Raw genomic sequence first — 24,270 nt, forward strand, 5'->3', positions numbered from 1 at the left:
CGCGGGAATGATGATGACGATGAAGGCGAAGGCCGCGGTGGACGCAGTCCCCACGGCCGAGATGCGGCTCGGCATGCGCTTGCGGCTGGCGCGGCAGATCCGCGGAATGACGCTGAAGGCGCTGGCCGAGGCCGCCAGTTGCTCGGAGAGCCTGCTCTCCAAGATCGAGAACGGCAAGGCGTCGCCCTCGCTGCCGATGCTGCACCGGCTGGTGCAGGTGCTGGAGACCAATATCGGCTGGATGTTCGAGGAAATCGACGGCGAGGAGGGTATCATCTTCCGGGCCGGCGCGCGCCCGATGATCGCGCTCGATCCCCTGCGCCAGGGCGACGGCATCACGCTCGAACGGGTCATTCCCTATTCATCCGGCCATCTCCTGCAATGCAACATCCACCATATCGAGGCGGGTGGCGAGAGTGCCGGGCCGATCCGCCATGTAGGCGAGGAGGTCGGCTATCTCATCTGCGGCGAGATCGAGCTCAGCGTCGGCGAGCGGCAGTTCCACCTCGCCGCCGGCGACAGCTTCGTGTTCGAATCGGACCGGCCGCATCACTACCGCAATGTCGGCACGGCCCGGGCCAGCATCTTCTGGGTCAACACGCCTCCAACCTTCTGAACCTCATTCAAGCGACTTGACAGTGCGCGCGCTTTCCGGACTGTTGGCGCCGCGATCGAAAAACTCAGGCATGGGATCTCTATGATGGCGGGGCTGAAAGTACTGTTGGCGGGCGAATCCTGGATGTCGTCGGCGACCCATGTGAAGGGCTTCGACCAGTTCCAGTCCGTGACCTTCCACACCGGCGCCGATCCGCTGCTGGCGCTGCTGCGCGAGCGCGGCTTCGAGGTCACCTTCATGCCCTCGCACGAGGCGCAGCGCGATTTCCCGCAGACCGCCGACGCGCTGGCCGCCTATGACGCCGTCATCCTCTCCGATATCGGCGCCAACACGCTGCTGCTGCATCCCGACACCTGGCTGAATTCGAAGCGGACGCCGAACCGGCTGATCGCGCTGCGCGACTATGTCGAGGCCGGCGGCGCGCTGCTGATGTTCGGCGGCTATCTGAGCTTCCAGGGCATCAACGGCTCCGCCCGCTATCGCGGCACCGCGGTCGAGACGGTGCTGCCGGTGACCTGCCACCCCTATGACGACCGCATCGAGGTGCCCGAGGGCTTCACGCCGGTGGTCACCGGCGCTGCCGGCCATCCGATCCTCGCCGGCCTCGGCGGCGAGTGGCCGCCACTGCTCGGCTTCAACGAGGTGATCGCCCGGGACGATGCCGAGGTGCTCGCCACCGTCTCGTCCGGATATGGCGCGCTGCCGCTGCTCGCCACCCGCCGCCATGGCAAGGGCCGCACGGTCGTGTGGACCTCCGATGTCGGGCCGCACTGGCTGCCGCCGGAATTCGTGGCCTGGGAAGGCTATGGCCGGTTGTTCGAACAGATGATCGCCTGGGCAGTCGCCAAGGACTGAGCGCCACGCGCCGAAGGAGCCGCTGATGCCCGCAACCCGCGTCAAGGAAGCGCCGCTGACCGTGGCGTCAATCCAGATGGAGCCGCTCATCGGGGCGGTCGAGCACAATCTGCAGCGCTCGATCGCGCTGATCGAGGAGGCGGCGGCCAAGGGTGCGAAGCTCGTCGTTCTACCCGAGCTCTGCAACACCGGCTATGTCTTCGAGAGCCGCACGGAAGCGCAGGCGCTGGCCGAGGCGATCCCCGACGGACCCTCGTCGCAGGCGTGGATCGCGGCCGCCCGCCGGCTCGACGTCCACATCGTCGCCGGGATCACCGAGCGCGACGGCTTGCTGCTCTACAATGCGGCGGTGATCATCGGCCCGGACGGGTTGATCGGCCGCTACCGCAAGGTGCATCTGTGGGGCGACGAGGCGCTTTATTTCGCGCCCGGCAATCTCGGCTTTCCGGTGTTCGATACGCCGTTCGGCCGCATCGGCTGCCATATCTGCTATGATTGCTGGTTCCCGGAGAGCTTCCGCCTTGCGGCGCTGCAGGGCGCCGAGATCGTCTGCGTGCCGACCAACTGGGTGCCGATCCCTGGCCAGGACCCGAAGCGCGAGGCCATGGCCAATATCATCGTCATGGGCGCCGCCCATTCCAATTCGGTGTTCGTCGTCTGCGCCGACAGGGTCGGCACCGAGCGCGGCCAGCCCTTCATCGGCCAGAGCCTCATTGTCGGCCAGACCGGCTGGCCGGTGGCCGGGCCGGCGAGCGCCGACCGCGAGGAGATCCTGATCGCGACGGTCAATCTCGCCGACGCCAGGCGCAAGCGGAACTGGAACGACTTCAACCAGGTGATGCGCGACCGCCGGCGCGACGTCTATGACGAGATGCTCGGCAGCGGCCTCAAGCCCGGCTGGTACTGAGCAGGCTTCGTTGCCCATGGACTTTCGGGGGCCTGCGCCGCTAGCTTGCCGCGGTCTTGCGCGAACCGGCAGCCCCGGGCCGCGCGCTATGTCGTCCCGGACCAGCGGAGCAGCGCCGAAATGGTATCGTCTGAGAGGCTCGAGGACGCATCGCGGGCGGCCTGGCTCTATTACGTCGCCGAGAACACCCAGGACCAGATCGCGCAGAAGCTCGGCGTCTCCCGCCAGGCAGCGCAGCGCCTCGTCTCGCTCGCCGTTGCCGAGGGGCTGGTCAAGATCCGCATCGACCACCCGATCGCCGCCTGCCTCGACCTCGCACGCCGGCTGACCGATCGCTTCCAGCTCAGCCATTGCGAGATCGTGCCGTCCGATCCCTCCGCCCCCGGCGCGCTCGGCGGCATCGCCCGCGCCGCGGCAGCCGAGATGGAGCGCTGGCTGTCACGCTCGCCGCCGCTGGTGATGGCGATCGGCACCGGGCGCTCGCTGCAGGCCTCGGTCGACCAGATGCTGCATATCGACTGCCCGCAGCATCGCGTCGTCTCGCTCACCGGCTCGATCCTGCCCGACGGCAGCACCTCGCATCACAGTGTGATCTATTCGCTCGCCGGCCGGATCAGCGGCGCCACCTTTCCCCTGCCGTTCCCGGTCGTCGCCTCGTCGAGCCATGAGCGCGAGACGCTGCATGCCCAGGCGATGATCAAGCCGACCTTGGCGCTGGCCGAACGGGCCGAGGTGACCTTCATCGGCATCGGCGACATGGCGCGCGACGCGGCGATGCGGCTCGATGGCTTCATCACCGCCGAGGAGCAGGCGCTGCTCGAAGCCTCCGGCGCCGTCGGCGAGATCATCGGCTGGGCCTTCGGTGCGGACGGAAGGCTGCTCGACATCGCCACCAATGCGCGCGTCGCCTCGGCGCCCGTTCCCGACCGCGATCGCGGCCTCGTCATCGGCATCGCCGTCGGCGCCCGCAAGCGCCCCGCGATCCACGCCGCCCTCGCCGGCCGCCTCGTCAACGGCCTCATCACCGACGAAGCCATGGCCCGGATGCTGCTGGACGCCTGAGGGCGGCGCCATGACGGGCCGTGCCGGCTGCAAGAGACTGCCGGCCGACGAGCGGCCTCCCTAGAGCGTTTCATCGCTATTCGGAATCGGGATGGATTCCGGTTTGGTTGAGAGTGTGATTCAAGATGCTGGCTGGGCGGAGGCCAGCATCTATGGCACGAGCTCTTTCGAACGATCTTCGCGAGCGTGTTGTTGCGGCGGTTCTGGCGGGCGAAACGAGCCGATCCGTGGCGGCCCGGTTCGGCGTCGCGGTCTCGTCGGTGGTGAAGTGGTCGCAACGCCACAGGATGACGGGCTCGGTGGCGCCGGCGAAGGTCGGGGGCTATCGGCGACGGGTTCTCGAACCGCACCGCGCTTTCATCGTCGAGCGGATCAGCCAGAACCCGCAGCTGACGCTGCATGGGCTGAAGGGGGAACTGGCGGCGCGCGGCATCGTCGTCTCGCACAATGCCGTGTGGCAATTCCTGCGGCGCGAGGGGCTGCGCTTCAAAAAAAACGATGTTCGCCCTTGAGCAGGCACGGGCCGACATCGCGCGCCGTCGACGTCGCTGGAGGATCTGGCAGAAGGGCCTCGATGCCGGCCGCCTCGTCTTCATCGACGAGACCTGGATCAAGACCAACATGGCGCCGATCCGCGGCTGGGGGCCGAAGGGCAAACGGCTGAAGGGTTTTGCTCCCCATGGCCATTGGCGGACGCTGACCTTCCTCGGCGCCCTGCGCGTCGATACCCTGACCGCACCCTGCGTCTTCAACGGCCCGATCAATGGGCTCTGCTTCCGCGCCTGGGGCGAGCAGCAGCTCGTTCCGACGCTGAGGCCCGGCGACATCGTCGTCATGGACAATCTCGGCAGCCACAAGTCGGCTGCCGTGCGCGATCTCATCCGAGCAGCCGGAGCCCGGCTCTGGTTCCTGCCGCCCTACTCGCCCGACCTCAATCCGATCGAGCAGGCCTTCGCCAAGATCAAGCATTGGATGCGGCCAGCACAGAAGCGATCCGTCGAAGAGACCTGGCGACACGTCGGCACACTCGTCGACACGATCTCCCCAGCGGAGTGCGCCAACTATCTCGCCAACGCTGGCTATGCTTCTATCAAAACATGAAATGCTCTAGGGTCGCTCGCCTGCAGCGGGTCCGTTGGACCCCGACGTCGCTTCAGAGCGTCGACATCCTCGGATCGATATCGGCCCCGTTGACCATCACGCGGCCATTGAAGATGAGGACGTCATTGCCGTTAAAGCTGGTGAAGCTCCAGAAGGGCGCGGTTTTCGCCGGGCCGTCCCGCTCCACATATTCGAGCGATTCCTTGCGAAGGATCTCGGCCGCGATCTGCTCGCCGAGCCGCAGCGAGCGCGTCTTGTCGGAGCGCCAGTGCACGCCGCCCATCGAGCGCCCCATCGCGACATTGCAGGCGATCTTGTTCAGTTCGCCTTCGACGGTCATGGAGTCGGCATCGTCCGCGGCGTATGGCACGAGCTTGCCGAGTTCGTTGGTCGTCGAGATCACGACTAGGCAATGGTCTTCATCAGGGTCGATGCAGTCTCCAGCTACCTTCGAGCTGCTGGCGCTTACCGAACCGTCGGGCAAGTGAGAACCCATAGAGATCGTTTCACAATCGGAACTGGCAAGCGGATGCCGCGGCTTCTTGAGGGCGAGATGGTCGCCGAGCGGCGTCTTCTCATCGAGCCAGGCCTTGAGGATCGTGACGCAGGCGCCGGCGACGGTCGCATGGCCGGCGCCATAGGCCGGGTGCGGCGGTGATCCCGCTGTAAAGGCCATCGGCAGATAGTGGTTCTTGTAGAAGCGCGTCGACGACGGATCAGTGAGAATCTGGGTCGCTTTCGTTTTGAACACCTTGTCGGGCAGACGGTAGTCGCGCTTAGTCGGTGCGGCGGGATTCGCCGGATCTATCAAACCAACCTGCTGCATCTCCATCATCCCGCCATAGACCTCGGGGCGAAGGCGGCGGTGGACCTCCCATTTCTGGCGCCAGACGATGGCGAGCGCCCGCGAGGCGACTTCGGAGACGCGCGTCAGCAGGTCGGGTCCGCCGAAAGTGCCGAAGTTGCCCTGCCGCGTATACCGGAGATAGGGGTTGCCTTGGTCGAACGGCACCTTCCAGGAGAGGCAAAGCAGCGCGGCGTTGAAATAAGCCTGGTGCAGGGCATCCTTGTTCACGAAGCGCGCGAGATCGCGCATGGTGCTGATCCGCCGCGGGCCGCCAGGCTCCTCCAGCGAAGATTTGCTCACGAAGTCGTTGTCGTCGGAATAGCCGTGCCCCCATTCGTCGAGCCCGGTGTTCTGCGCCCGAAGCCAGTCTCCGTGATTGGTCAGGAAGTCCTTCCGCGAAGCATAGGGACGCACCTTCTGGATGATGAACTGGGCGCCATAGGCAATATCGTGCAGGAAGAACTGCGAGATGATCGGCCCCTTGTCCTCGCCGAGCAACCCGCAGCGGAACAGCGTTTTTTCGGTGAGGTCGAGCTTGCCGTTCGCGTCGACGGGCAGATCGATGCCAAGTTTCAGGCCGCCGGGCTCGTTTGCCGCGATCACGCTGCCGAAGGCAGCGCTGAGGTCGTCGACGGCGGGCTGGAGCGTCGCGGTGGTGAAGTCCGAGAACTTCTCGTCCCGCAGGATCGCCATCCACTGCAGTTCGGTCATCTCGGCGGCCGTGGAGAGCGACAGCACCTTCGGCGCGGCCGACATCATGAAATGGGCCGGGCCACCACTCAGATCGTCGAGAAACCGCGCCGCCTGCGGGTTGTTCAGTTTGTCGCCGGAGAGAGGCATGACTCCGGCGTTGAAAGGACTTTGATAGGGGTTCGGCATGACCGTGGGATCGACGACATGATTTCCGTTGGCATCGAGCTTGAAGCCGGTCTTCACGCTCGCGACCGTCTCATAGTCGCCGCCGGTCACCGCAACCAGCTTGAACGCCGCATAGGCGGCGGGATCGACCTCACCGAACTTGTTATGCGGCAAGGTCTTGTGAAAATTCCCGATCGCGACGACCGGCATCGTGTTCTTGCCATTGTAGGGCAGGCCGGTTGTCAGAAGCTCGTCACCGTTATTCGTCATTCTACATCCCCCCGGATGAAATGCACAAATTTCCACCATTGCGAACCCGAACAATCGCGCTTCAAACTCAATCTCTTCAATCAGTGATTCAATATCATGGGTCATATCCCTCATAAAGTGCAATTTTTACATGAGATCTAGTTGGAATTGTTTGTTCGAGACGTCAGTGGCAGCGGGCCTCGCTGCTGGGCAGGCTCGCCATCAGCTCGCGAGCACGGCTCGGCGACGTCGCATGCATCGCCGTCGCGCGCCCCGGGGGACAGGCAGACCGAAGCGCCACATGGTGCGCCGCAGTATCGAATTTCGTTGACCACGCTCGGCCTCTTGTGAGTATTTTCCCCTCTATTGGGCAAATGCCCGATACAGGGAGGATGCAATGAAACTCAATCGACACCTTGCGGGCCTTGCCTCGCTGGTCGCGATCGCAGCGGCTGGACCGGCTCTGGCCGAGACCACGCTCACCATCGCCACCGTCAACAATGGCGACATGGTCCGCATGCAGGGCATGACGGACGACTTCACCAAGGCCAATCCGGACATCAAGCTGCAGTGGGTCACGCTCGAGGAGAACGTGCTCCGGCAGAAGGTGACGACGGACATCGCCACCAAGGGCGGCCAGTACGACGTGCTCACCATCGGCACCTATGAGGTTCCGATCTGGTCGAAGAACGGCTGGCTGGTGCCACTCGACAATCTCGGTGCCGACTACGACGTCGACGACCTGCTGCCGGCGATCCGCTCGGGCCTCTCGTCGGATGGCAAGCTCTACGCCGCGCCGTTCTACGGCGAGTCGAGCTATGTCATGTACCGCAAGGACCTGATGGAGAAGGCCGGGCTGACCATGCCCGACGCCCCGACCTGGGACTTCATCCGCCAGGCCGCCGACAAGATGACCGACCGCGCCAATGGCATCAACGGGGTGTGCCTCCGCGGCAAGGCCGGCTGGGGCGAGAACATGGCGTTCCTGACCGCGATGTCGAATTCGTTCGGCGCGCGCTGGTTCGACGAGAAGTGGCAGCCGCAGTTCGACCAGCCGGAATGGAAGAACACGCTGCAGTTCTATGTCGACCTGATGAAGTCGGCCGGTCCGGCCGGTGCCTCGTCGAACGGCTTCAACGAGAACCTGACGCTGTTCCAGCAGGGCAAGTGCGGCATGTGGATCGATGCCACGGTCGCCGGCTCGTTCGTGACCGACCCGAAGGCCTCGACGGTCGCCGACAAGGTCGGCTTCGCGCTGGCGCCGGATACCGGCCTCGGCAAGCGTGGCAACTGGCTGTGGGCCTGGTCGCTGGCGGTCCCCGCCGGGTCGGCCAAGACGGAAGCCGCCGAGAAGTTCGTCGGCTGGGCGACCTCGAAGCACTACACCGATCTCGTTGCCGCCAAGGAAGGCTGGGCCAACGTTCCTCCGGGCACGCGCACCTCGCTCTACAAGAACGCCGACTATCTGAAGGCGGCGCCGTTCGCCCAGATGACGATCGACTCGATCAACACGGCCGATCCGACCCATCCGACCGTCAAGCCGGTGCCCTATACCGGCGTGCAGTTCGTCGCCATTCCTGAGTTCCAGGGCCTCGGCGACACCGTCGGCCAGATCTTCTCGGCGGCACTTGCCGGCCAGTCGAGCGTCGACGATGCGTTGAAGCAGGCGCAGGACGTTACGACGCGCACCATGACCAAGGCCGGCTACATCAAGTAGCGGACCCGGCGTGCCTGGGGCTCCGGCTCCGGGCACGCTTCCGATCCGACCGCATCGCGACGAGATCCCTCACCGCTGGCGCCCGCGCGCGCGCCCGGCCGAGCCTCACCGCGACGGCGTCATACCCGACAAGAACAAAGTGGGGAGGCAGGAAATGGCGGCGACCGTCAACACGCGCAAGCTGGCGCGATCGATGCTCATGCCGGCGGTGGTCATTCTCTTCATCTGGATGATCGTGCCGCTGCTCTTGACCATCTGGTACTCGTTCCAGAACTACAGCCTGCTCAATCCCGCCAATGTCGGCTTTGCCGGCTGGTCCAACTACAAGTATTTCCTCACCGACCCCGCCTTCTTCCAGGCCTTCGCCAACACGCTGATCCTGACCCTGTCGGTGCTGGCGATCACCGTGATCGGCGGCATCCTGCTCGGCCTGCTGCTCGACCAGTTCATCTACGGCCAAGGCATCGTCCGCATTCTCGTGATCTCGCCGTTCTTCATCATGCCGACCGTCGCGGCGCTGGTGTGGAAGAACATGCTGATGAACCCGAATTACGGCATCTTCGCCTGGATCGCGACGCGGCTCGGATTCGCGCCGGTCGCCTGGCTCGAGACATATCCGCTCTTCTCAATCATCCTCATCGTCGCCTGGCAGTGGCTGCCCTTCGCGACGCTGATCCTCCTGACGGCGCTGCAATCGCTCGACGAGGAGCAGAAGGAGGCGGCCGGCATGGACGGCGCCAATTTCGCCAGCCTCTTCGTCTACATCACGCTGCCGCACCTCGCCCGCGCGATCACCGTCGTCATCCTGATCGAGACGATCTTCCTGCTGTCGGTGTTCGCGGAGATCCTCGTCACGACGAGCGGCGGCCCCGGCTACGCCTCGACCAACATCGCCTATCTGATCTACCACCAGGCGCTGCTCGACTATGACGTCGGCGGCGCCTCGGCCGGCGGCGTGGTGGCGGTGATCCTCGCCAATATCGTCGCCATCTTCCTGGTCCGCCTTGTCGGCAAGAACCTCGACGCGTGAAGGGAGAGAACCATGGCCCGCGCCATCAGCCCGCAGAAGAAATGGACCTTCACGATCCTCGCCTGGATCGTGGCGCTGATCCTGTTCTTCCCGATCCTCTGGACGTTCCTCACCGCCTTCAAGACCGAGGGTGACGCCATCCTGTTCCCGCCGGCCTTCCTGCCGCCGCACTGGACGCTGGAGAATTTCGTCGAGGTGCAGACGCGTTCGAACTACTTCAAGCACTTCTTCAACTCGGTGGTGATCTCGGTCGGCTCGACGCTGATCGGCCTCCTGATCGCGGTGCCGGCCGCCTGGTCGATGGCGTTCTCGCCGACCAAGCGGACCAAGGACATCCTGATGTGGATGCTCTCGACCAAGATGATGCCGGCGGTTGGCGTGCTCGTGCCGATCTACCTGATCTTCAAGAATCTCGGCCTGCTCGATTCGCTCGGCGGCCTCACCGGCATCCTGATGCTGATCAACCTGCCGATCATGGTCTGGATGCTTTACACCTATTTCCGCGAGATCCCGATCGACATCCTCGAGGCCTCGCGGATGGATGGCGCGTCGCTCTGGAAGGAGATCGTTTATGTCCTGCTGCCGATGGCGGTACCGGGCATCGCCTCGACGCTGCTGCTCAACATCATCCTCGCTTGGAACGAGGCTTTCTGGACGCTGAACCTGTCAGCCGCCGATGCGGCGCCGCTGACGACCTTCATCGCCTCCTATTCGAGCCCCGAGGGCCTGTTCTGGGCCAAGCTGTCCGCAGCCTCGACGCTCGCCATCGCGCCCATCCTGATCATCGGCTGGTTCAGCCAGAAGCAGTTGGTGCGCGGCATGACTTTCGGCGCAGTGAAATAGACGACGGGGAGAGAGAACATGGGCAAGATCGTCCTGGAAGGCGTCGAGAAGCACTTCGGTACCGTGAAGGTGATCTCGAATGTCAGCCTGACCGTCGATGACGGGTCGTTCGTGGTGTTCGTCGGCCCGTCGGGCTGCGGCAAGTCCACGCTGCTCCGGCTCATCGCCGGGCTTGAAGATGTCACCGCCGGCAAGATCTTCATCGACGGCGTCAATGTCGTCGACCTGCCACCGGCCAAGCGCGGGCTGTCGATGGTGTTCCAGTCCTATGCGCTCTACCCGCATATGAGCGTGCGCGGCAATATCGGCTTCGGCCTCAAGATGGCCGGCATGCCGAAGGAGGAGATCCGCCAGAAGGTCGACGCCGCCGCCGCGACGCTGAACCTGACGCCCTATCTCGACCGCAAGCCCCGCATGCTCTCGGGCGGCCAGCGCCAGCGCGTCGCCATCGGCCGGGCGATCGTGCGCCAGCCGAAGGGCTTCCTGTTCGACGAGCCGCTGTCCAATCTCGACGCGGCGCTGCGCGTCAACATGCGCATCGAGATCGCGCGGCTGCAGAAGAGCCTTGCCACCACCGCCATCTATGTGACGCATGACCAGGTCGAGGCGATGACCATGGCCGACAAGATCGTCGTGCTGAATGCCGGCTCGGTCGAGCAGGTCGGCTCGCCGCTCGAACTCTATGAGCGTCCCGACAATCTGTTCGTCGCCGGCTTCATCGGTTCGCCGAAGATGAACCTCGTCGGCGGCTCAACCGCAGCGACCTACGGCGCCGAGACGGTAGGCATCCGGCCGGAGCATCTCGGCGTCGCGCGAGACGGCGACGGCTGGGCAGGTACCGTCAGCGTCGCCGAGCATCTCGGCAGCGACACCTTCCTCTATGTCGATGTCGCCGGCATCGGCCTCGTCACGGTCCGCACGCAGGGCGAGGTCGGCTTCAAGGTCGGCGAGCGCATCATGCTGCAGCCGGATCCGGCGCGGTTGCACCGGTTCGACAAGAGCGGCCGGGCGATCCGGAGCTGAGGCTTCGGGAGGTTGAATGTCGGCGCGGGGGCATGGATGATCCGCCCGCCCGACGCGGCAGAGATTCGAGAAACGAGAAGAACAGCGGCCATGGCGATCAAGCTCACGACCTCCACCCTGCCCGAGATCGCCGCCACGGCGCGGGTGCCGAACTATGACCGCGCCGGGCTCAGCGCCGGCATCCTGCATTTCGGCATCGGCAATTTCCACCGCGCCCATCAGGCCGCCTATCTCGACGATCTCTTCTCGACCGGCCGCGACCATGATTTCGCGATCATCGGCACCGGCGTCACCGAGCATGACAGCCGCATTGCCGGGCTGCTCGCCGGGCAGGACCTGCTGACGACGCTAGTCGAGCAGGAGGCGACGAGCTCGCTCGCCCGCGTCACCGGCTCGATGATCGCGACCATCGCCCCGGATAATCGCGAGGCGATCCTCGCCAAGCTGGCCGACCCGGCGATCCGCATCGTCTCGCTGACCGTCACCGAGGGCGGCTATTTCATCAACGCGGCCACCGCCGCCTTCGACCCGCAGCATCCGCAGATCGTCGCCGATGCCGCCGACCCCGAACGCGCCCGGACGGTGTTCGGCCTCATCATCGCCGGACTGAAGCGCCGCCGCGCCGCCGACCTCACCCCGTTCACGGTGATGTCCTGCGACAACCTCCCGCATAATGGCGCGGTGACGCGCAACGCCGTCGTCGGTCTCGCCGCCCTTTCGGACCCCGCCTTCGCCGCCTGGATCAAGGACACTGTCTCCTTCCCGAACGGCATGGTCGACAGGATCACGCCGGCGACCGGCGAGCGCGAGAAGAAGCTGCTCGCCGACGAATTCGGCATCGACGATGCCTGGCCGGTGTTCTGCGAGGATTTCCGGCAATGGGTGCTCGAGGACGACTTTCCGGCCGGACGGCCGCGCCTTGAAGAGGTCGGCGTGCAGTTCGTCCCCGACGTGACGCCGTTCGAGATGATGAAGATCCGCATCCTCAATGGCGGCCATGCGGTCATCGCCTATGCCGGCGGGCTGCTCGACATCCATTTCGTGCATGAGGCGATGGAGCATCCGCTCGTCGCCGGCTTCCTCGAGAAGATCGAAACCGAGGAAATCCTGCCGGTGGTTCCGCCGGTGCCCGATACCGATACCAGCGCCTATTTCGAGCTGATCCAGCACCGCTTCGCCAATCCGAAGATCGGCGACACCATCCGCCGGCTATGCCTCGATGGCTCCAACCGGCAGCCGAAATTCATCATCCCGACCATTGCCGACCGCCTGGCGCAGGGCCTCCCGATCGAGGGACTGGCGCTCGAGTCGGCGCTGTGGTGCCGCTATTGCTTCGGCACCACCGACAGCGGCGCCGTCATCGCTCCCAACGATCCGAACTGGGAGCTGCTGACCGAGACCGCGGCCCGCGCCAAGGATGACCCGTTCGCGTGGTTGGCGATGCAGGACATCTATGGCGCGATCGGCGAGAACGCGATCTTCCGCGACGCCTTCGCAAAGGCGCTCAAGGCGCTATGGACGGATGGAACGGCGGCGACGCTGACGCGCTATCTCGCGCGCTGACGCGGGGCCAATCATGCGCAGCGCCGGGCTCGTCATCCTCGACTGCGACGGCGTCGTCGTCGACAGCGAGCCGGTCGCCATCGCCGCGCTCGCGGAGTTCCTGCAGGGCATCGGCCTGCCGGTGGCCGAAGACTATGTCTACCGGCATTTCCTCGGCCGCAGCTGGACGACGGTGACAGCGCTGCTCGCGCGCGACTATCAGATCCGCCTCTCCGCCGAGGAGGTCGAGGCCTATAAGGAACTGCTTTTCGAGCGCATCCGCACGCGGGTCGAGCCGATGCCGGGCATCGCCGCGGCCATCGCCGCGCTCGACCGGCCGGCCTGCATCGCCTCGTCGAGCACGCCGGAGCGGCTCACCGTCTCGCTCGGCAAGGCCGGTCTCAGCGAGCGTTTCGAAGGCCATGTCTACAGCGCGTCGCTGGTCAAGAACGGCAAGCCGGCGCCCGATCTCTTCCTCCATGCCGCCGCCGCGATGGGTTACGCCCCCGAAGATTGTCTCGTCGTCGAGGACAGCCCGGCCGGCATCGCCGCCGGGCTTGCCGCCGGCATGGTCGTCGCTGCCTTTCTCGGCGGCTCGCATATCGGCCCGGGCAAGCTGCGGCCGGCGGCGCTGGCGCTCGGCCCGGCGATCATCTTCGACAGCATGGCCGAGTTACCGGCCGTGCTCGCCCGCTTCGACGCGCTGCGTCCGGCCTAGCGCTTTCGGCTCAGTGCGGCTTGCGGATGCCGCCGTAATTGGCGGCAAGGCCCTTGTCGAAGGTCTCCTGCATCTCCTCCGCCGTCAGCAGCACCGGCCCGCCGATCAGCAGCGCGTTGTAATATTGCCGGGCGATGGTCTCGAGCTCGACCGCCCGCCACATCGCATTGGCGAGGTCATGGCCGGTGGCGATGGCGCCATGATTGGCGAGCAGCACGGCCGAGCGCCCCTCCATCGCGGCGATGACGTTGAGCGACAACTGCTCGGTGCCGTAGGTCGCATAATCGGCGCAGCGGACGCTGTCGCCGCCGAACACGGCGATCATGTAGTGGCAGGCCGGGATCGAGCGGCGGGTCATCGCCAGGCTGGTGCAATAGGTCGGATGGGCATGAACGACCGCGCCGACCTCGGGCCGGGCCCGCAGGATGTCGCGATGGAAGCGCCATTCGGTCGAGGGCGGGCGTGGCCCCTCGAAGGCGCCGTCCTCGGCATCGAGCGCCATTGAGCAGATCTCTTCCGGCAGCATCCGGTCATAGGGGATCGAGGTCGGCGTGATCAGCATCCGTCCCTCAAGGCGCACCGAGACATTGCCGGAGACGCCCTGGTTGAGGCCACTGGCATTCATCCGGAGGCAGGTGGCGATGATGTCGCGGCGGAGGTCGAGTTCGGTCATCGGGGCGGGTCTTTGCTCGGGCGGATCGCCGAAGGGCGGGCCGCCGCTCTTTGCCGGGCGGCGGCGGCCGGGTCAACATGGCGCGCCGAAAAACTGCCCTGAAATCGGGCTCGCCTCGCCGCGCGCGGTCGGTTATTGCCGGAGGGACCAGCGGCATCGTCCCTTGTGGCCGGCCGTCCCTGCCCCCGAGGTGTGCCGCATGGCAGCAGCCGATCTCATCGTCCACAACGCCCGCGTGATCGCCCCGGACCGCGAATTCGAGGGCGGTGTCGTCGTCCGCGCCGGCCGCATCGCCGCGCTGTTCGAGGGCGCGCCGCAGGAGACCGCCACCGAGACGATCGATGCCGGCGGGCTCGTGCTGATGCCAGGCCTCGTCGATGCGCATGTGCACTTCTCCGAGCCCGGCCGCGGCCACTGGGAGGGGTTCGAGACCGGCAGCCGCGCTGCCGCGGCCGGGGGCATCACCACCTTCGTCGAGATGCCGCTCAACGCCCATCCGCCGACGGTCAACGCCGCCGCGCTGGCGCTGAAGCAGCAGGCGGCGCGGGTCAGCGTTACCGATTATGCGCTGTGGGGCGGTCTCGTCGACGACAACCGCGCAGATCTCTCCAGCCTGCAGCAGGGCGGCGTCGTCGGCTTCAAGGCGTTCATGTGCACGGCGAGCGATTTCCCCCGCGTCGATGCGCCCCTGATGCGCAAGGGCATGCGGATGATCGCCAGCCTCGGCTCCTTCCTGGCGCTGCATGCCGAGGACGAGGCGATGACCGACGCCCTGACGCGGACGCTCCGTGCCGCCGGCCGCACCGACCGCGCCGCCTGGGGCGAGGCACGGCCGATCGCCGCCGAGCTCGCCGCCATCGATACGGCGCTGGAACTCGCCGCGGAAACCGGCGCGCGGCTGCATATCGTGCATGTGTCCTCGGCCGCCGGCATCGACCGGATCAGCGCCGCCAAGGCCGCTGGCATCAGCGTCACCGCCGAGACCTGCCCGCATTATCTCTTCTTCGACGAGCGCGATCTGGAGCGGATCGGGCCGCTGGCGAAATGCGCGCCGCCGCTGCGCGCGCCTTCCGAGCGCGAGGCGCTGTGGGAGAGGGTGCTCGGCGGCGCCGTCGACGTCATCGCCTCCGACCATTCGCCCTGCCTGATCGAGGAGAAGACGGCTGGCGATGCCGACATCTTCAAGGCCTGGGGCGGCATTTCCGGCTTGCAGTCGACGCTGCCGGTGCTGCTGACCGAAGGGGCGCGGCGCGGCCTCACGCTCGCCGCGATCGCGGGGATGACCGCGACCAATCCGGCCCGGCTGTTCGGCCTCGATCCGCAGAAGGGGGCGATCGCTGTTGGCGCCGATGCTGATCTCGTCATCGTCGATCCCGAGGCGGAGTTCACGCTGGCCGCGGACGACCTCCTTTATCGCAACCGGCACAGCGCCTATGTCGGCGCACGCTTCACCGGCGCCGTCAGCCGGACGATCAGCCGCGGCGAGACGATCTTCGCCGGCGGAACGGTCACCGCCCTGCCCGGCCGCGGCCGGCGGCTCGACGGTCCCGGCCTCGCCTGAGGGCGCATCAATCGGCGGCAATGCGCGGCAGGCTCAAGGGAAGCGGCCCGCCCGCCGCTCCGGCGAGGAGCCGCCAGCGCTCGGCGACCGGCCAGGGTCGCGGCGAAAGCCGTGCATCGGGCGGGGCATAGCGCAGCGATATCCGGCGGAACGGCGCCGGACAGAAGCCGCCGGTCGCATGCAGCACGCGCGAATCGATCAGCACGGCATCGCCCGGCGAAAGCGCCGGCGCGAACATCGGCGCCGTCCGCCCTGATTCCCAGTCGCCGCCCGGCTCCGGCGCATCGGATGAAAAATCGGCCGGCGCATAGAGCGGACCGCGCTGCGAGCCGGGAATGGCGCGGAGGCTGTCGCGGCCGGGCGGCGGATCGAGCGGAATCCAGATGGTGACGAAGAACGGTTCGACCGGCAGGAATGGCTGGTCCTGATGCCAGGGACTCGGCGTACCGGCGCCCGCCTCCGAGAGGAACCATTGGTCCTCGAGCAGCACGGCGCTGGTGCTGCCGAACGCCCCAGCCGCCAGCCCGGTCCCGGCGCGCGCGAGCCTGCCGATCGCCGCGACATCGGCGGCGCGGTCGCGGTCGCTGATGACAAGCGGACGGCCTGGCGGCGAGAGGATGCGGAAGCCAGGGCCCGGCGCGCGCCGGCAGGCTTCGATCGCCGCCGCGAGTTCGGCCCGACCGACCGCATCGACGAAGCCGGGGCGCAGCGCCACGCCGTCGCGCGCGAAATCGGCGGCCGGCATCGAGACGTCAGGCGCCGATCTTCAGCACGCCGAGCTGGTCATAGACCGAGAGCCCGTCCCACATCGACCAGCATTCGACGATGCGCCCGCCCGCGAGCCGCAGGAGGTCCATGCCGGTCATGGTGATGCGCTTGCCGGTCGCAGCGACGTCGCCATAGGGCCCGACATGCAGGCCCGACGTCGTCCAGTGCAACACGACGCGATCGCCCTCGGCAACGAGATGCTCGATCCGCGTCTCGATCTCGGCGAAGGCTCCGAAATAGCGGGTCACGTCCTCGCGCACGACATCGACGGCAGTGCCCTCGAAATCGGTCATGTGCACCACGGCGGCGGGGTCCCAGTAGCGGTCGATGGCGCCTTGGTCGCCATCGCGCCAGAGCGCATGATGATAGGCGGCGACGAGATCGCTGTTGGCGGCAGCAGTGGCTGCTTCGGTCATGGCGCTCATGTCCCCGGCGTCAGCTGCATCGAGGCCGTCAGCTTGGCGCGGATATAGTCGCCCGCCGTGACCGGCTCGAACAGCGGCGGATGATCGGCATCGGTACAGCTCGGCAGGCAGGCGACCTCGGAGCGCTCGTTCGGGCCTGTGAAGGCGACGAGCGACAGCCGGCGAGTCGAGCCGGTCAGGCCGCGATCGGGATTGGAGACGCGGTGCAGCGTCGAGCGCCAGCGGTTGTTGGTCCAGCGCGCCATGAGGTCGCCGACATTGATGACGAAGGAATCCGGCACCACGCCGGGCTCCTTCCAGACGCCGTCGAGATCCTTGACCTGCAGCCCGCCGGGCGCCGTGTCCTGGCGGAGGATTGTCAGCGCGCCATAGTCGTGATGCTCGCCATAGCGCATCTGGCCGGGGCGCGGCGGCTCGATCTGGTCGGGATAGTTGACGAAGCGCAGCACCAGCGCCGGATCGGCATAGGCGGCGGCGAAATAATCCTCCGGCAGGTCGAGCGCCAGCGCCGACAGTTCGGCGAGATGCCCGGTCAGCGTCACCATCGCCGAGGTCCAATCCTCGACGAGGCGCTTGAGGCGCGGCGGCTCGGCCGGCCAGATATTGGCCGCCTCGGCGCCAGGCCGGTGCGGCGCCGAAAAGACGAGCGCCTCGCAGAGATCGGGCGGCGTCTCGCCCGAGAGCGTCTTGGCGACGCTCTCGATGCCGACGGGCAGGTAGCCGCGGCCCTTGGTCTGCTCGGGCGGGATATAGCCGGCCTTTACCGGATAGGGCTCGCCGAAGAAATCGGTCACCGCTTCATAGAGCCCGCCTGCGAGGCTCTCAGGCACGCCGTGGCCGGTGATCACGGCGAAACCGGTCGTCTCGAACGCCTCACCGAAGGCCCGTGCCACCTTGCGGCGCGCGCTGGCATCGCCGTGGATGAACGGCGCGATATCGACAATGGCGAGCTTCATCGAGGCCATGGCGGCTCCTCCCGTCAGCGCCCGATCAGGGCAGGTATTCGAGCGAATAGGCGGCCTTGTAGTCGGTATCCTTGGGATAGACGCCCGAGGTCACCATGGTGTCGAAGAAGTCCTTCCAGCGCGCGTCAGTCATCGCGCCGATGCCGCCCTTCTCCGCATCGCCGCCTGCGACGAGGCCGCGATCGACCATCTGCTTGATCTTGAAATCGAACAATGCGGCGGTGTGATCTGGATTGGCGGCCATCACGGCCTTCATCGCGGCGGCGTAATCGCCGGTGACGCACAGCCGGTAGCCCTCGGCGGTCGCCTTGACGAAGGCCTTGACCGCATCCTTGTGCGCCTCAATCCAGGCCGTGGTGCCGAATATGGTCGAGGCATAGTTCTGGTAGCCGTAATCGGCGAGCAGGATGCTGACCGGCGGCTCCGGCATTTCCTTGCCGAGCAGCAGCGCGTCCTCCGTGATGTAGCCCTGCTGCACGGCCTTGGGATCGGCGAGGAACGGCGCCGACGAATAGGTGTAGGGCCGGATATCCTGGTCCGAGAACCCGTATTTCGTCTTGAGGAACTGCCAGAATTCGAACTGCGAAAACTTGGCGATCATGATCGGCTTGCCCTTGAGATCGGCCAGCGTCGCGATGCCCTGGCCGGCATGGGCAACGAGCGTCTGCGGATCCTTCTGGAAGAAGGCGCCGATCGTTTCGGCCGCGACGCCTTCCTTCTGCAGGTTGAATGTCGTGAAGCTCGAGCCCATGCCGAGATCGAGCTTGCCGGCGGCGACGCTGAGCGGGACGTTCTTGTCGGGCCCGCCCGGCTCCAGCGTCACGTCGAGGCCGGCCGCCTGATAGAGCCCCTTCTCCTGCGCTTCATAGAAGCCGCAATGCTCGGCCTCCGGCAGCCAGTTGAGGCCAAAGCGGATGGTCTCGGCGGCGCCAGCCGATCCCGCGGTCGCGGCGATCGCCAGCGCGCCGATCAGCAGGGCGGCGGCGGAGCGATGGCGCGGCCGCCGGGTACAGGACAGCGCGGCGAGAGCGGACGGAGCGGGCATGGCGACCTCGGACGATGGGCTATACCGAGCATTGGACGGTGGTCCAGCGTTGCGTTCCAGCGTCTTTTTCCGGTCGCACCGTGCGCTTTCGAAGTACGCTGCCCTGTTCGCGGGCAGTCTGTTCAGCTAGGGATCAAGGTGTGGGCAATGGGCCGGCAGCAGGGCCGGCGCGCTGCCTCCAGGAGGCGCCGATGCTGCATGCACGCATGCTCCGCTATCTCGACGAAGTCGTGCGCGCCGGCTCGATCCGCCAGGCCGCCGAGCGGCTGCATGTCTCGGCCTCCTCGATCAATCGCCAGATCATCGCGCTCGAAGAGGAGATGGGCACGCCGATCTTCCACCGCCTACCGCGCAAGCTGCGCCTGACGGCGGCCGGCGAACTGCTGATCGCCCATATCCGCGACACGCTGAAGCAGTATGACCGGCTGCAGACGCGGCTCGAGGAATTGAAGGGCGTGCGCGGCGGCCAGATCCGCATCGCGGCCATGCACGGCATCGCCGGCGGCGTGCTCCGGCCGATCATCGCCAATTTCCGCCGCGATCATCCGGGCGTGCTGGTGACGCTGAGCGCCCATGTCGTCGACGGCATCGTCGAGGCGCTGCTCTCGGGCGAGGCGGATCTCGGCCTCGCCTATCGCCTGCCCGACAATCCGAACCTCATCGCCACCGCCGTCTTCCCGACCCGCATGGGCGCCGTGGTGTCGCCGTCGCATCCGCTGGCGCTGCGCTCGCCGGTGCGGCTCTCCGACTGCCTCGATTATCCGATCGTGCTCGCCGACGAAAGCATGACCATCCACCGGCTGATCACCGACGGCTTCGCCCGCGCCGGGCTCGATTTCAAGCCGGACTTCCTTTCCAACTCGGTCGAATTCATGAAGGCGATGGCCCGCTCGCGCGAGGCGGTGACCTTCCTGTCGCGCATCGATGTCGCCGAGGACCAGCGCGAGGGCGCGCTCGTCTTCGTGCCGATCCAGGGCCACTATATCCGCCGCCAGGAACTCACCATGGCGCGCCCGGCGCGCGGCACGGCAACCGATCCGGCAATCAGCCTGATCGAGGAGGAGATCATCACCGCGCTGCGGCTGATCGAGGACGAGACCGTCGTCACCACCGAGCCGCCGATGTAGCGGCACCGCTGCCTCATTGCATGTTTTTCCGCGCGGACCGTTGCCTTTCAGCGCTCGCCGGCGGCAACGCGGCAAGATCGGCGGCATCCTGGACCTCTAGGCGGACGAATATTCCAATCCTTGCCGCAAAAACCCGGCTCCGGTGACGCCCGGGCCGGACACGATGAAAAAACGGGCCGCAGCTGCCCAGAAATCGGCCTCGTCAGCGCGGGAATGGCGGCCCTAACCTTCGCCCAGCAAGCGAGGGGATCGTCCATGAAACCGTTCAGGCTGATGATGGCGGCTGGATTTGCCGCCGTGCTCTCACTATCCGCTGCGGGGGCCGAGGAACTGCACATTGCCGGGGTCGTCTCCGGCGGCGTCGAGAGCGCGTGGGACCGGGCCTTCATGGAATCGGTCAAGCGCGTCGCGGCCTCGAAGCCCTATGGCCTCGACGTCACCTTCGACTTCACCGAGAACGTCCAGTACGACCAGGCGGAGCAGGTCTACCGGACCTATGCCGAAAGCGGCAAATACGACATCATCTTCGGCGATGGCGGCTATGCCGACGCGGTCGAGCAGGTGATGGGCGATTATCCCGACACGCTGTTCGTCGTTTCCGGCTCCGGCAACAAGCCGCTCGGCAAGAACGGCTATCTCGTCTACCTGCACCTGCACGAGCCTGCCTATCTGCTCGGCCTCCTCGCCGGCTCGATGAGCAAATCGAAGGTCGTCGGGGTGATCGGCACCTTCCCGGCCGACGACGCCAATGACCAGATCAACGCCTTCTTCCGCGGCGCCAAGTCGGTCGACCCGGCGATCAAGGGCAAGGTCACGTTCATCCAGAGCTGGTACGACCCGCCCAAATCGACCGCCGCCACCGTGGCGCAGGCCGCCGCCGGCGCCGACTTCATCTATCAGCTCGCCCCGGCCTTCGAGGGCTGCGTGCAGAAGAAGATCGGCTGCTTCGGCAATTTCGCCGACATGAGCGACAGCGCGCCGGAGGTGATCGTCACCTCGTCGACCGCCGAATGGGACCCGCTGGTCAAATATGTCATCGACCAGTGGAAGGCCAAGAAGGACACCGGCAAGCCCTATGACGCGCCGCTGGAGCCGGTGTGGTTCGGCATGGCGACGGGCGGCCTCGACATCGCCCCCTACCATGCCTGGGACGACAAGGTCCCCGCCGATGTGAAGAAGAAGGTCGCCGATGCGCGGGCGGCGATCCTCGACGGCAGCCTCAAGGTGCCGCTCGAAACCGGCGAGCCGAAATCCGACTGATGGACGCGCCAGCAGCGCCGGGCGATGGCGGGCCGCGCGTGGCCCGCCTCGCTGTCTCCGGCCTCACCAAGCGCTTCGGCACGCTCACCGCCAATGACGCGATCAGCTTTGAGGTGGCGCCGGGCGAGCTGCATTGCCTGCTCGGCGAGAACGGCGCGGGCAAGTCGACCCTCTCCGCCTGCCTCTATGGCCTGATCGCGCCCGATACCGGCACGATCCATCTCGACGGCGTGCCTGTGCGCTTCCGCTCGCCGCGCGATGCCATCGCCGCCGGCATCGGCATGGTGCACCAGCATTTCACGCTGGTCTCGAGCTTCACCGGCTTCGAGAACATCCTCGTCAGCGCGCCGCGCCAGAACCGCGCCGCCGCCGAGGCGCGGATCACGGCGCTGGCCGGCGAACTCGGGCTGTCGCTCGACCTCGCGCGGCCGGTCGGCCAGCTCTCGGTCGGCGAGCAGCAATGGGTCGAGATCCTGGCCGCGCTGTTCGGCGAGGCGCGGCTGCTGATCCTCGACGAGCCGACCGCCGTGCTGACGCCGCAGGAATCGGCGCAGCTCTTCGCCATGATCCGCCGCCTGACGGCGCGCGGCGTCGCCGTCATCTTGATCTCGCACAAGCTCGACGAGGTGCTGCGCTCGGACCGCATCACCGTGATCCGGCGGGGCCGCGTCGTCGGCAGTCTCGACGCCGAGAGTGCCACCCGCGAGACGCTGGCTTCGCTGATGGTCGGCCGCGCCGTCTCGCTCAGCGAGGCGCGGCCCGAGCGGCCGCCCTCGCCGGTCGCGATGCTCGATATCCGCGCGCTGACGGTCAGGGGTGGGCGCACGACGCGCGCGCTCGACAGCCTCTCCTTCACCATCCGCCGCGGCGAAATTCTCGGCATCGCCGCCGTCGCCGGCAATGGCCAAGATGAATTGTTCGAGGCGCTGGTCGGCCTGCGCGCTGCCGAGGCCGGTTCAGCGATCCTCCTCGACGGCGTTGAGCTCACCGGCTGGACGCCCGGCGCCATCGCCGCCGAGGGGGTCGGCTATGTGCCCGGCGACCGCTATCGCGACGGACTGGTGGCCGATTTCACCGTCGCCGAGAACCTCCTGCTCGGCCACCAGTCGAACCCGCGCTTCCGCTTCGGCCCGTTCCTGAAGCGGGAGGCCATCCGCGCCGCGGCCGAGGCAGCGGTCAGTGCCTATGACATCCGCACGCCCTCCGTCGACGCGCGGACGCGCACGCTTTCCGGCGGCAATGCCCAGAAGGTGATCCTCGCGCGCGAACTGCCGCTCGCCAGCAAGCTGCTGCTCTGCAACCAGCCGACGCGCGGGCTCGATGTCGGCGTCATCGAATATGTGCGCGGCCAGATCCTCGCCCGCCGCGCCGAAGGTTGCGCCATCCTCCTGGCCAGCGAGGACCTCGAGGATCTCGTCCGCATTGCCGACCGGATCCTGGTGCTCTTCCGCGGCCGCAGCATGGGCATCATCGAGGCGGCCGGCGCCAATCTCGCCCGGATCGGGCTGATGATGGCCGGCGAGGCGCTGCCGACTGAAGCTCGGGCGACCGAAGAGGCGGCGGCATGAGCCTCCAGGACGGCGGTCGCCTGCCCTTTCGCATCGAGCGCCGCCCGGATGGTGGCCGCGGCTTCTGGATCCAGACCTTCGCGCTCGCCGCGATCGCCTCGCTGCTGGTGACGGCGCTGCTCTTCGCCATCGCCGGCGCCAACGTCGGCGATGGCTTCGCGGCGCTCGTCGAGGGCGCGGTCGGCTCGCGGCGAAGCTTTCTCGAAAGCCTGACCCGGGCGACGCCGCTGATCCTGACCGGGGTCGGCACGGTCGTCGCCTTCCGGGCGCGGATCTGGAATGTCGGCCAGGAGGGCCAGTTCTTCGCCGGCGCCATGGCCGCCTATTGGGCGACGCACAGCCTCGCCGCCCCTGCCTTCGTCATCCTGCCGATCGCGCTCGCGGCCGGGTTTGCCGGCGGCGGCGCCTATGCCGCCTTTGCCGGCTGGCTCAAGGCGCGGCTCGGCGTCGAGGAGGTCATCTCCACGGTCCTCCTCAACTACATCATCCTCTATGCGCTCTCGCTGCTGCTGCTCAACGGCCCGTGGAGCGACGCCAATTCCTATTACCAGCGCACGCCGGTGCTGCCGCCCGAGGCCTGGCTGCCGCTGCTCGCCGAGAAATCCCATCTCCATCTCGGCTTCATCCTGGCGATCCTCGCGGCCATCGTCGTGCATGTCCTCATCAACCGCACCGCCTTCGGCTTCGAGCTGCGCGCCTTCGGCTCCAATCCACGCGTATTGGCGCTGAAGGGCAAGGGCAGCGCGCGGCTGCTCGTCACCGTGATGGCGCTCTCCGGCGGGCTCAGCGGCCTTGCCGGCGTCGGCGAGGTCTATGGCGTCCATCACCGCCTGCTCGAGGGCATCTCGGCCGGATACGGCTATGCCGGCATCATGATCGCCATCCTGGCGCGGCTCAATCCGCTCGGCGTCATCCTCGCCGCCTTCCTGTTCGGCTGTCTCGACAATGCCGCGATCACGCTGCCGGTGCGCATCGGCGTGCCCTCGGCGCTCAGCGACATGATCCAGGCGGTGGCGCTCATCATGTTCGTCGGCGCGGCCGCGCTGTCGACCTATCGCATCGGGAGGACGCCGCGTGTGGTCTGAATTCCTGACCCCGATCATCATCGTCAGCCTGATCGCGACGACATTGCAGACGATGACGCCGATCCTGTTCGCCGCGCTCGGCGAGACCGTGGCCGAGCGGGCCGGCATCTACAATATGGGCCTCGAAGGCACGATGCTGATGGCCGCCTTTGCCAGCTTCGCCGCCATGCATGCCACGGGCTCGGGCCTCGTCGGCATCGGCGCCGGGGCGCTGACCGGGCTCGTCGTCTGCCTGCTGCTCGCCCTTCTCGCCGTGCTGCTGCAGGTCGAGCAGATCATCGCCGGTCTGGCGCTGAACCTCCTCGCCATCGGCGCGACCGGCTTTGCCTACCGCGTGCTCTATCCAAGCGGCTCGCTGCCGACGATCACGCCGATCCCTTCGCCCGACATCCCCGCCCTCTCGGCGCTGCCCTATATCGGGCCGG

Annotated in this window: 23 protein-coding genes; 17 read left to right on the top strand and 6 right to left on the bottom strand. The window is 66.8% G+C overall.

The features are described from left to right. The first annotated feature begins 19 nt into the window (after positions 1 to 19). From ACO057_RS05175 to ACO057_RS05195, 5 genes are all read left to right on the top strand, one after another. Positions 20 to 616 (top strand): cupin domain-containing protein, encoded by a 597-nt coding sequence (locus ACO057_RS05175; RefSeq protein WP_421989312.1) that lies wholly within the window; start codon positions 20 to 22, stop codon positions 614 to 616. Between the two features lie 84 nt (positions 617 to 700). Continuing rightward, a complete protein-coding gene (locus ACO057_RS05180) occupies positions 701 to 1,471 on the top strand; it encodes a glutamine amidotransferase (protein WP_421989314.1) in 771 nt (256 codons plus the stop codon). Positions 1,472 to 1,496: 25 nt separating this feature from the next. Continuing rightward, positions 1,497 to 2,378 (top strand): nitrilase family protein, encoded by an 882-nt coding sequence (locus ACO057_RS05185; protein ID WP_421989316.1) that lies wholly within the window; start codon positions 1,497 to 1,499, stop codon positions 2,376 to 2,378. Positions 2,379 to 2,498: 120 nt separating this feature from the next. Beyond that, complete coding sequence (locus ACO057_RS05190; protein ID WP_421989318.1) at positions 2,499 to 3,440, top strand: sugar-binding transcriptional regulator; 942 nt, start codon at positions 2,499 to 2,501, stop codon at positions 3,438 to 3,440. A gap of 152 nt (positions 3,441 to 3,592) precedes the next feature. Next, positions 3,593 to 4,541 (top strand): IS630 family transposase gene (locus ACO057_RS05195; protein ID WP_421989320.1). Its coding sequence is split into 2 segments (ribosomal slippage): positions 3,593 to 3,928 and positions 3,930 to 4,541, totalling 948 coding nucleotides; the frame shifts between segments, so codons are not numbered across the junction. A gap of 52 nt (positions 4,542 to 4,593) precedes the next feature. Here the strand turns inward: ACO057_RS05195 and ACO057_RS05200 are convergent. Next, positions 4,594 to 6,621 (bottom strand): vanadium-dependent haloperoxidase, encoded by a 2,028-nt coding sequence (locus ACO057_RS05200; RefSeq protein WP_421989322.1) that lies wholly within the window; start codon positions 6,619 to 6,621, stop codon positions 4,594 to 4,596. Between the two features lie 271 nt (positions 6,622 to 6,892). On the opposite strand from ACO057_RS05200, the gene ACO057_RS05205 reads away from it, so the two are divergent. The 6 genes from ACO057_RS05205 (at position 6,893) to ACO057_RS05230 (ending at position 13,368) form a co-directional block, all read left to right on the top strand. Continuing rightward, on the top strand, positions 6,893 to 8,212 hold the full coding sequence (locus tag ACO057_RS05205) for an ABC transporter substrate-binding protein (protein WP_421989324.1): 1,320 nt from the start codon (positions 6,893 to 6,895) through the stop codon (positions 8,210 to 8,212). 154 nt (positions 8,213 to 8,366) lie between these two features. Next, complete coding sequence (locus ACO057_RS05210) at positions 8,367 to 9,242, top strand: carbohydrate ABC transporter permease (RefSeq protein WP_421989326.1); 876 nt, start codon at positions 8,367 to 8,369, stop codon at positions 9,240 to 9,242. Positions 9,243 to 9,254: 12 nt separating this feature from the next. Continuing rightward, positions 9,255 to 10,085, top strand: a complete 831-nt coding sequence (locus ACO057_RS05215) for a carbohydrate ABC transporter permease (protein WP_421989328.1) — start codon at positions 9,255 to 9,257, stop codon at positions 10,083 to 10,085. An 18-nt stretch (positions 10,086 to 10,103) separates the two neighbouring features. Then, a complete protein-coding gene (locus ACO057_RS05220; protein ID WP_421989330.1) occupies positions 10,104 to 11,108 on the top strand; it encodes an ABC transporter ATP-binding protein in 1,005 nt (334 codons plus the stop codon). A gap of 90 nt (positions 11,109 to 11,198) precedes the next feature. Beyond that, positions 11,199 to 12,671, top strand: coding sequence for a mannitol dehydrogenase family protein (locus ACO057_RS05225; RefSeq protein ID WP_421989332.1), 1,473 nt, complete (start codon positions 11,199 to 11,201; stop codon positions 12,669 to 12,671). A 13-nt stretch (positions 12,672 to 12,684) separates the two neighbouring features. Then, positions 12,685 to 13,368, top strand: coding sequence for an HAD family hydrolase (locus tag ACO057_RS05230; RefSeq protein ID WP_421989334.1), 684 nt, complete (start codon positions 12,685 to 12,687; stop codon positions 13,366 to 13,368). A gap of 10 nt (positions 13,369 to 13,378) precedes the next feature. Here the strand turns inward: ACO057_RS05230 and ACO057_RS05235 are convergent, their stop codons facing one another. Next, on the bottom strand, positions 13,379 to 14,041 hold the full coding sequence (locus ACO057_RS05235) for a class II aldolase/adducin family protein (RefSeq protein WP_421989336.1): 663 nt from the start codon (positions 14,039 to 14,041) through the stop codon (positions 13,379 to 13,381). Between the two features lie 199 nt (positions 14,042 to 14,240). Here ACO057_RS05235 and allB point away from each other — a divergent pair, with 199 nt between their 5' ends. Beyond that, on the top strand, positions 14,241 to 15,602 hold the full coding sequence (gene allB / locus ACO057_RS05240; RefSeq protein ID WP_421989338.1) for an allantoinase AllB: 1,362 nt from the start codon (positions 14,241 to 14,243) through the stop codon (positions 15,600 to 15,602). Between the two features lie 7 nt (positions 15,603 to 15,609). Here the strand turns inward: allB and ACO057_RS05245 are convergent, their stop codons facing one another. Genes ACO057_RS05245 through ACO057_RS05260 form a run of 4 tightly spaced genes read right to left on the bottom strand, consistent with a single transcriptional unit; the run spans position 15,610 to position 18,805 of the window. Continuing rightward, the gene (locus tag ACO057_RS05245) at positions 15,610 to 16,317 is read right to left on the bottom strand and encodes a phytanoyl-CoA dioxygenase family protein (RefSeq protein WP_421989340.1); all 708 of its coding nucleotides are present in this window, start codon (positions 16,315 to 16,317) and stop codon (positions 15,610 to 15,612) included. 37 nt (positions 16,318 to 16,354) lie between these two features. Further along, the gene (locus ACO057_RS05250) at positions 16,355 to 16,786 is read right to left on the bottom strand and encodes an ester cyclase (RefSeq protein ID WP_421989342.1); all 432 of its coding nucleotides are present in this window, start codon (positions 16,784 to 16,786) and stop codon (positions 16,355 to 16,357) included. A gap of 5 nt (positions 16,787 to 16,791) precedes the next feature. Next, the gene (locus tag ACO057_RS05255) at positions 16,792 to 17,751 is read right to left on the bottom strand and encodes an isopenicillin N synthase family dioxygenase (protein WP_421989344.1); all 960 of its coding nucleotides are present in this window, start codon (positions 17,749 to 17,751) and stop codon (positions 16,792 to 16,794) included. Between the two features lie 34 nt (positions 17,752 to 17,785). Further along, positions 17,786 to 18,805, bottom strand: a complete 1,020-nt coding sequence (locus tag ACO057_RS05260) for an ABC transporter substrate-binding protein (protein ID WP_421989346.1) — start codon at positions 18,803 to 18,805, stop codon at positions 17,786 to 17,788. Positions 18,806 to 18,996: 191 nt separating this feature from the next. Between ACO057_RS05260 and ACO057_RS05265 the strand changes: the two genes are divergently transcribed. From ACO057_RS05265 to ACO057_RS05285, 5 genes are all read left to right on the top strand, one after another. After that, a complete protein-coding gene (locus tag ACO057_RS05265; RefSeq protein WP_421989348.1) occupies positions 18,997 to 19,932 on the top strand; it encodes a LysR family transcriptional regulator in 936 nt (311 codons plus the stop codon). Positions 19,933 to 20,052: 120 nt separating this feature from the next. After that, positions 20,053 to 21,192 (top strand): BMP family lipoprotein, encoded by a 1,140-nt coding sequence (locus ACO057_RS05270; RefSeq protein ID WP_421989350.1) that lies wholly within the window; start codon positions 20,053 to 20,055, stop codon positions 21,190 to 21,192. Next, entirely contained in the window at positions 21,192 to 22,760 is a 1,569-nt protein-coding gene (locus ACO057_RS05275) for an ABC transporter ATP-binding protein (protein ID WP_421989352.1), read from the top strand. Before ACO057_RS05270 ends, ACO057_RS05275 begins: the two co-directional genes overlap by 1 nt. Next, complete coding sequence (locus tag ACO057_RS05280) at positions 22,757 to 23,845, top strand: ABC transporter permease (RefSeq protein WP_421989354.1); 1,089 nt, start codon at positions 22,757 to 22,759, stop codon at positions 23,843 to 23,845. Before ACO057_RS05275 ends, ACO057_RS05280 begins: the two co-directional genes overlap by 4 nt. Continuing rightward, positions 23,835 to 24,270 (top strand): ABC transporter permease subunit (locus tag ACO057_RS05285; protein WP_421989356.1); only part of this gene is annotated, 436 nt, incomplete at its 3' end. The genes ACO057_RS05280 and ACO057_RS05285, both read left to right, overlap by 11 nt.

Origin of the sequence: Roseococcus sp. (assembly GCF_965227005.1) — a bacterium.
In the GTDB taxonomy this organism is placed as follows: Bacteria; Pseudomonadota; Alphaproteobacteria; order Acetobacterales; family Acetobacteraceae; genus Roseococcus.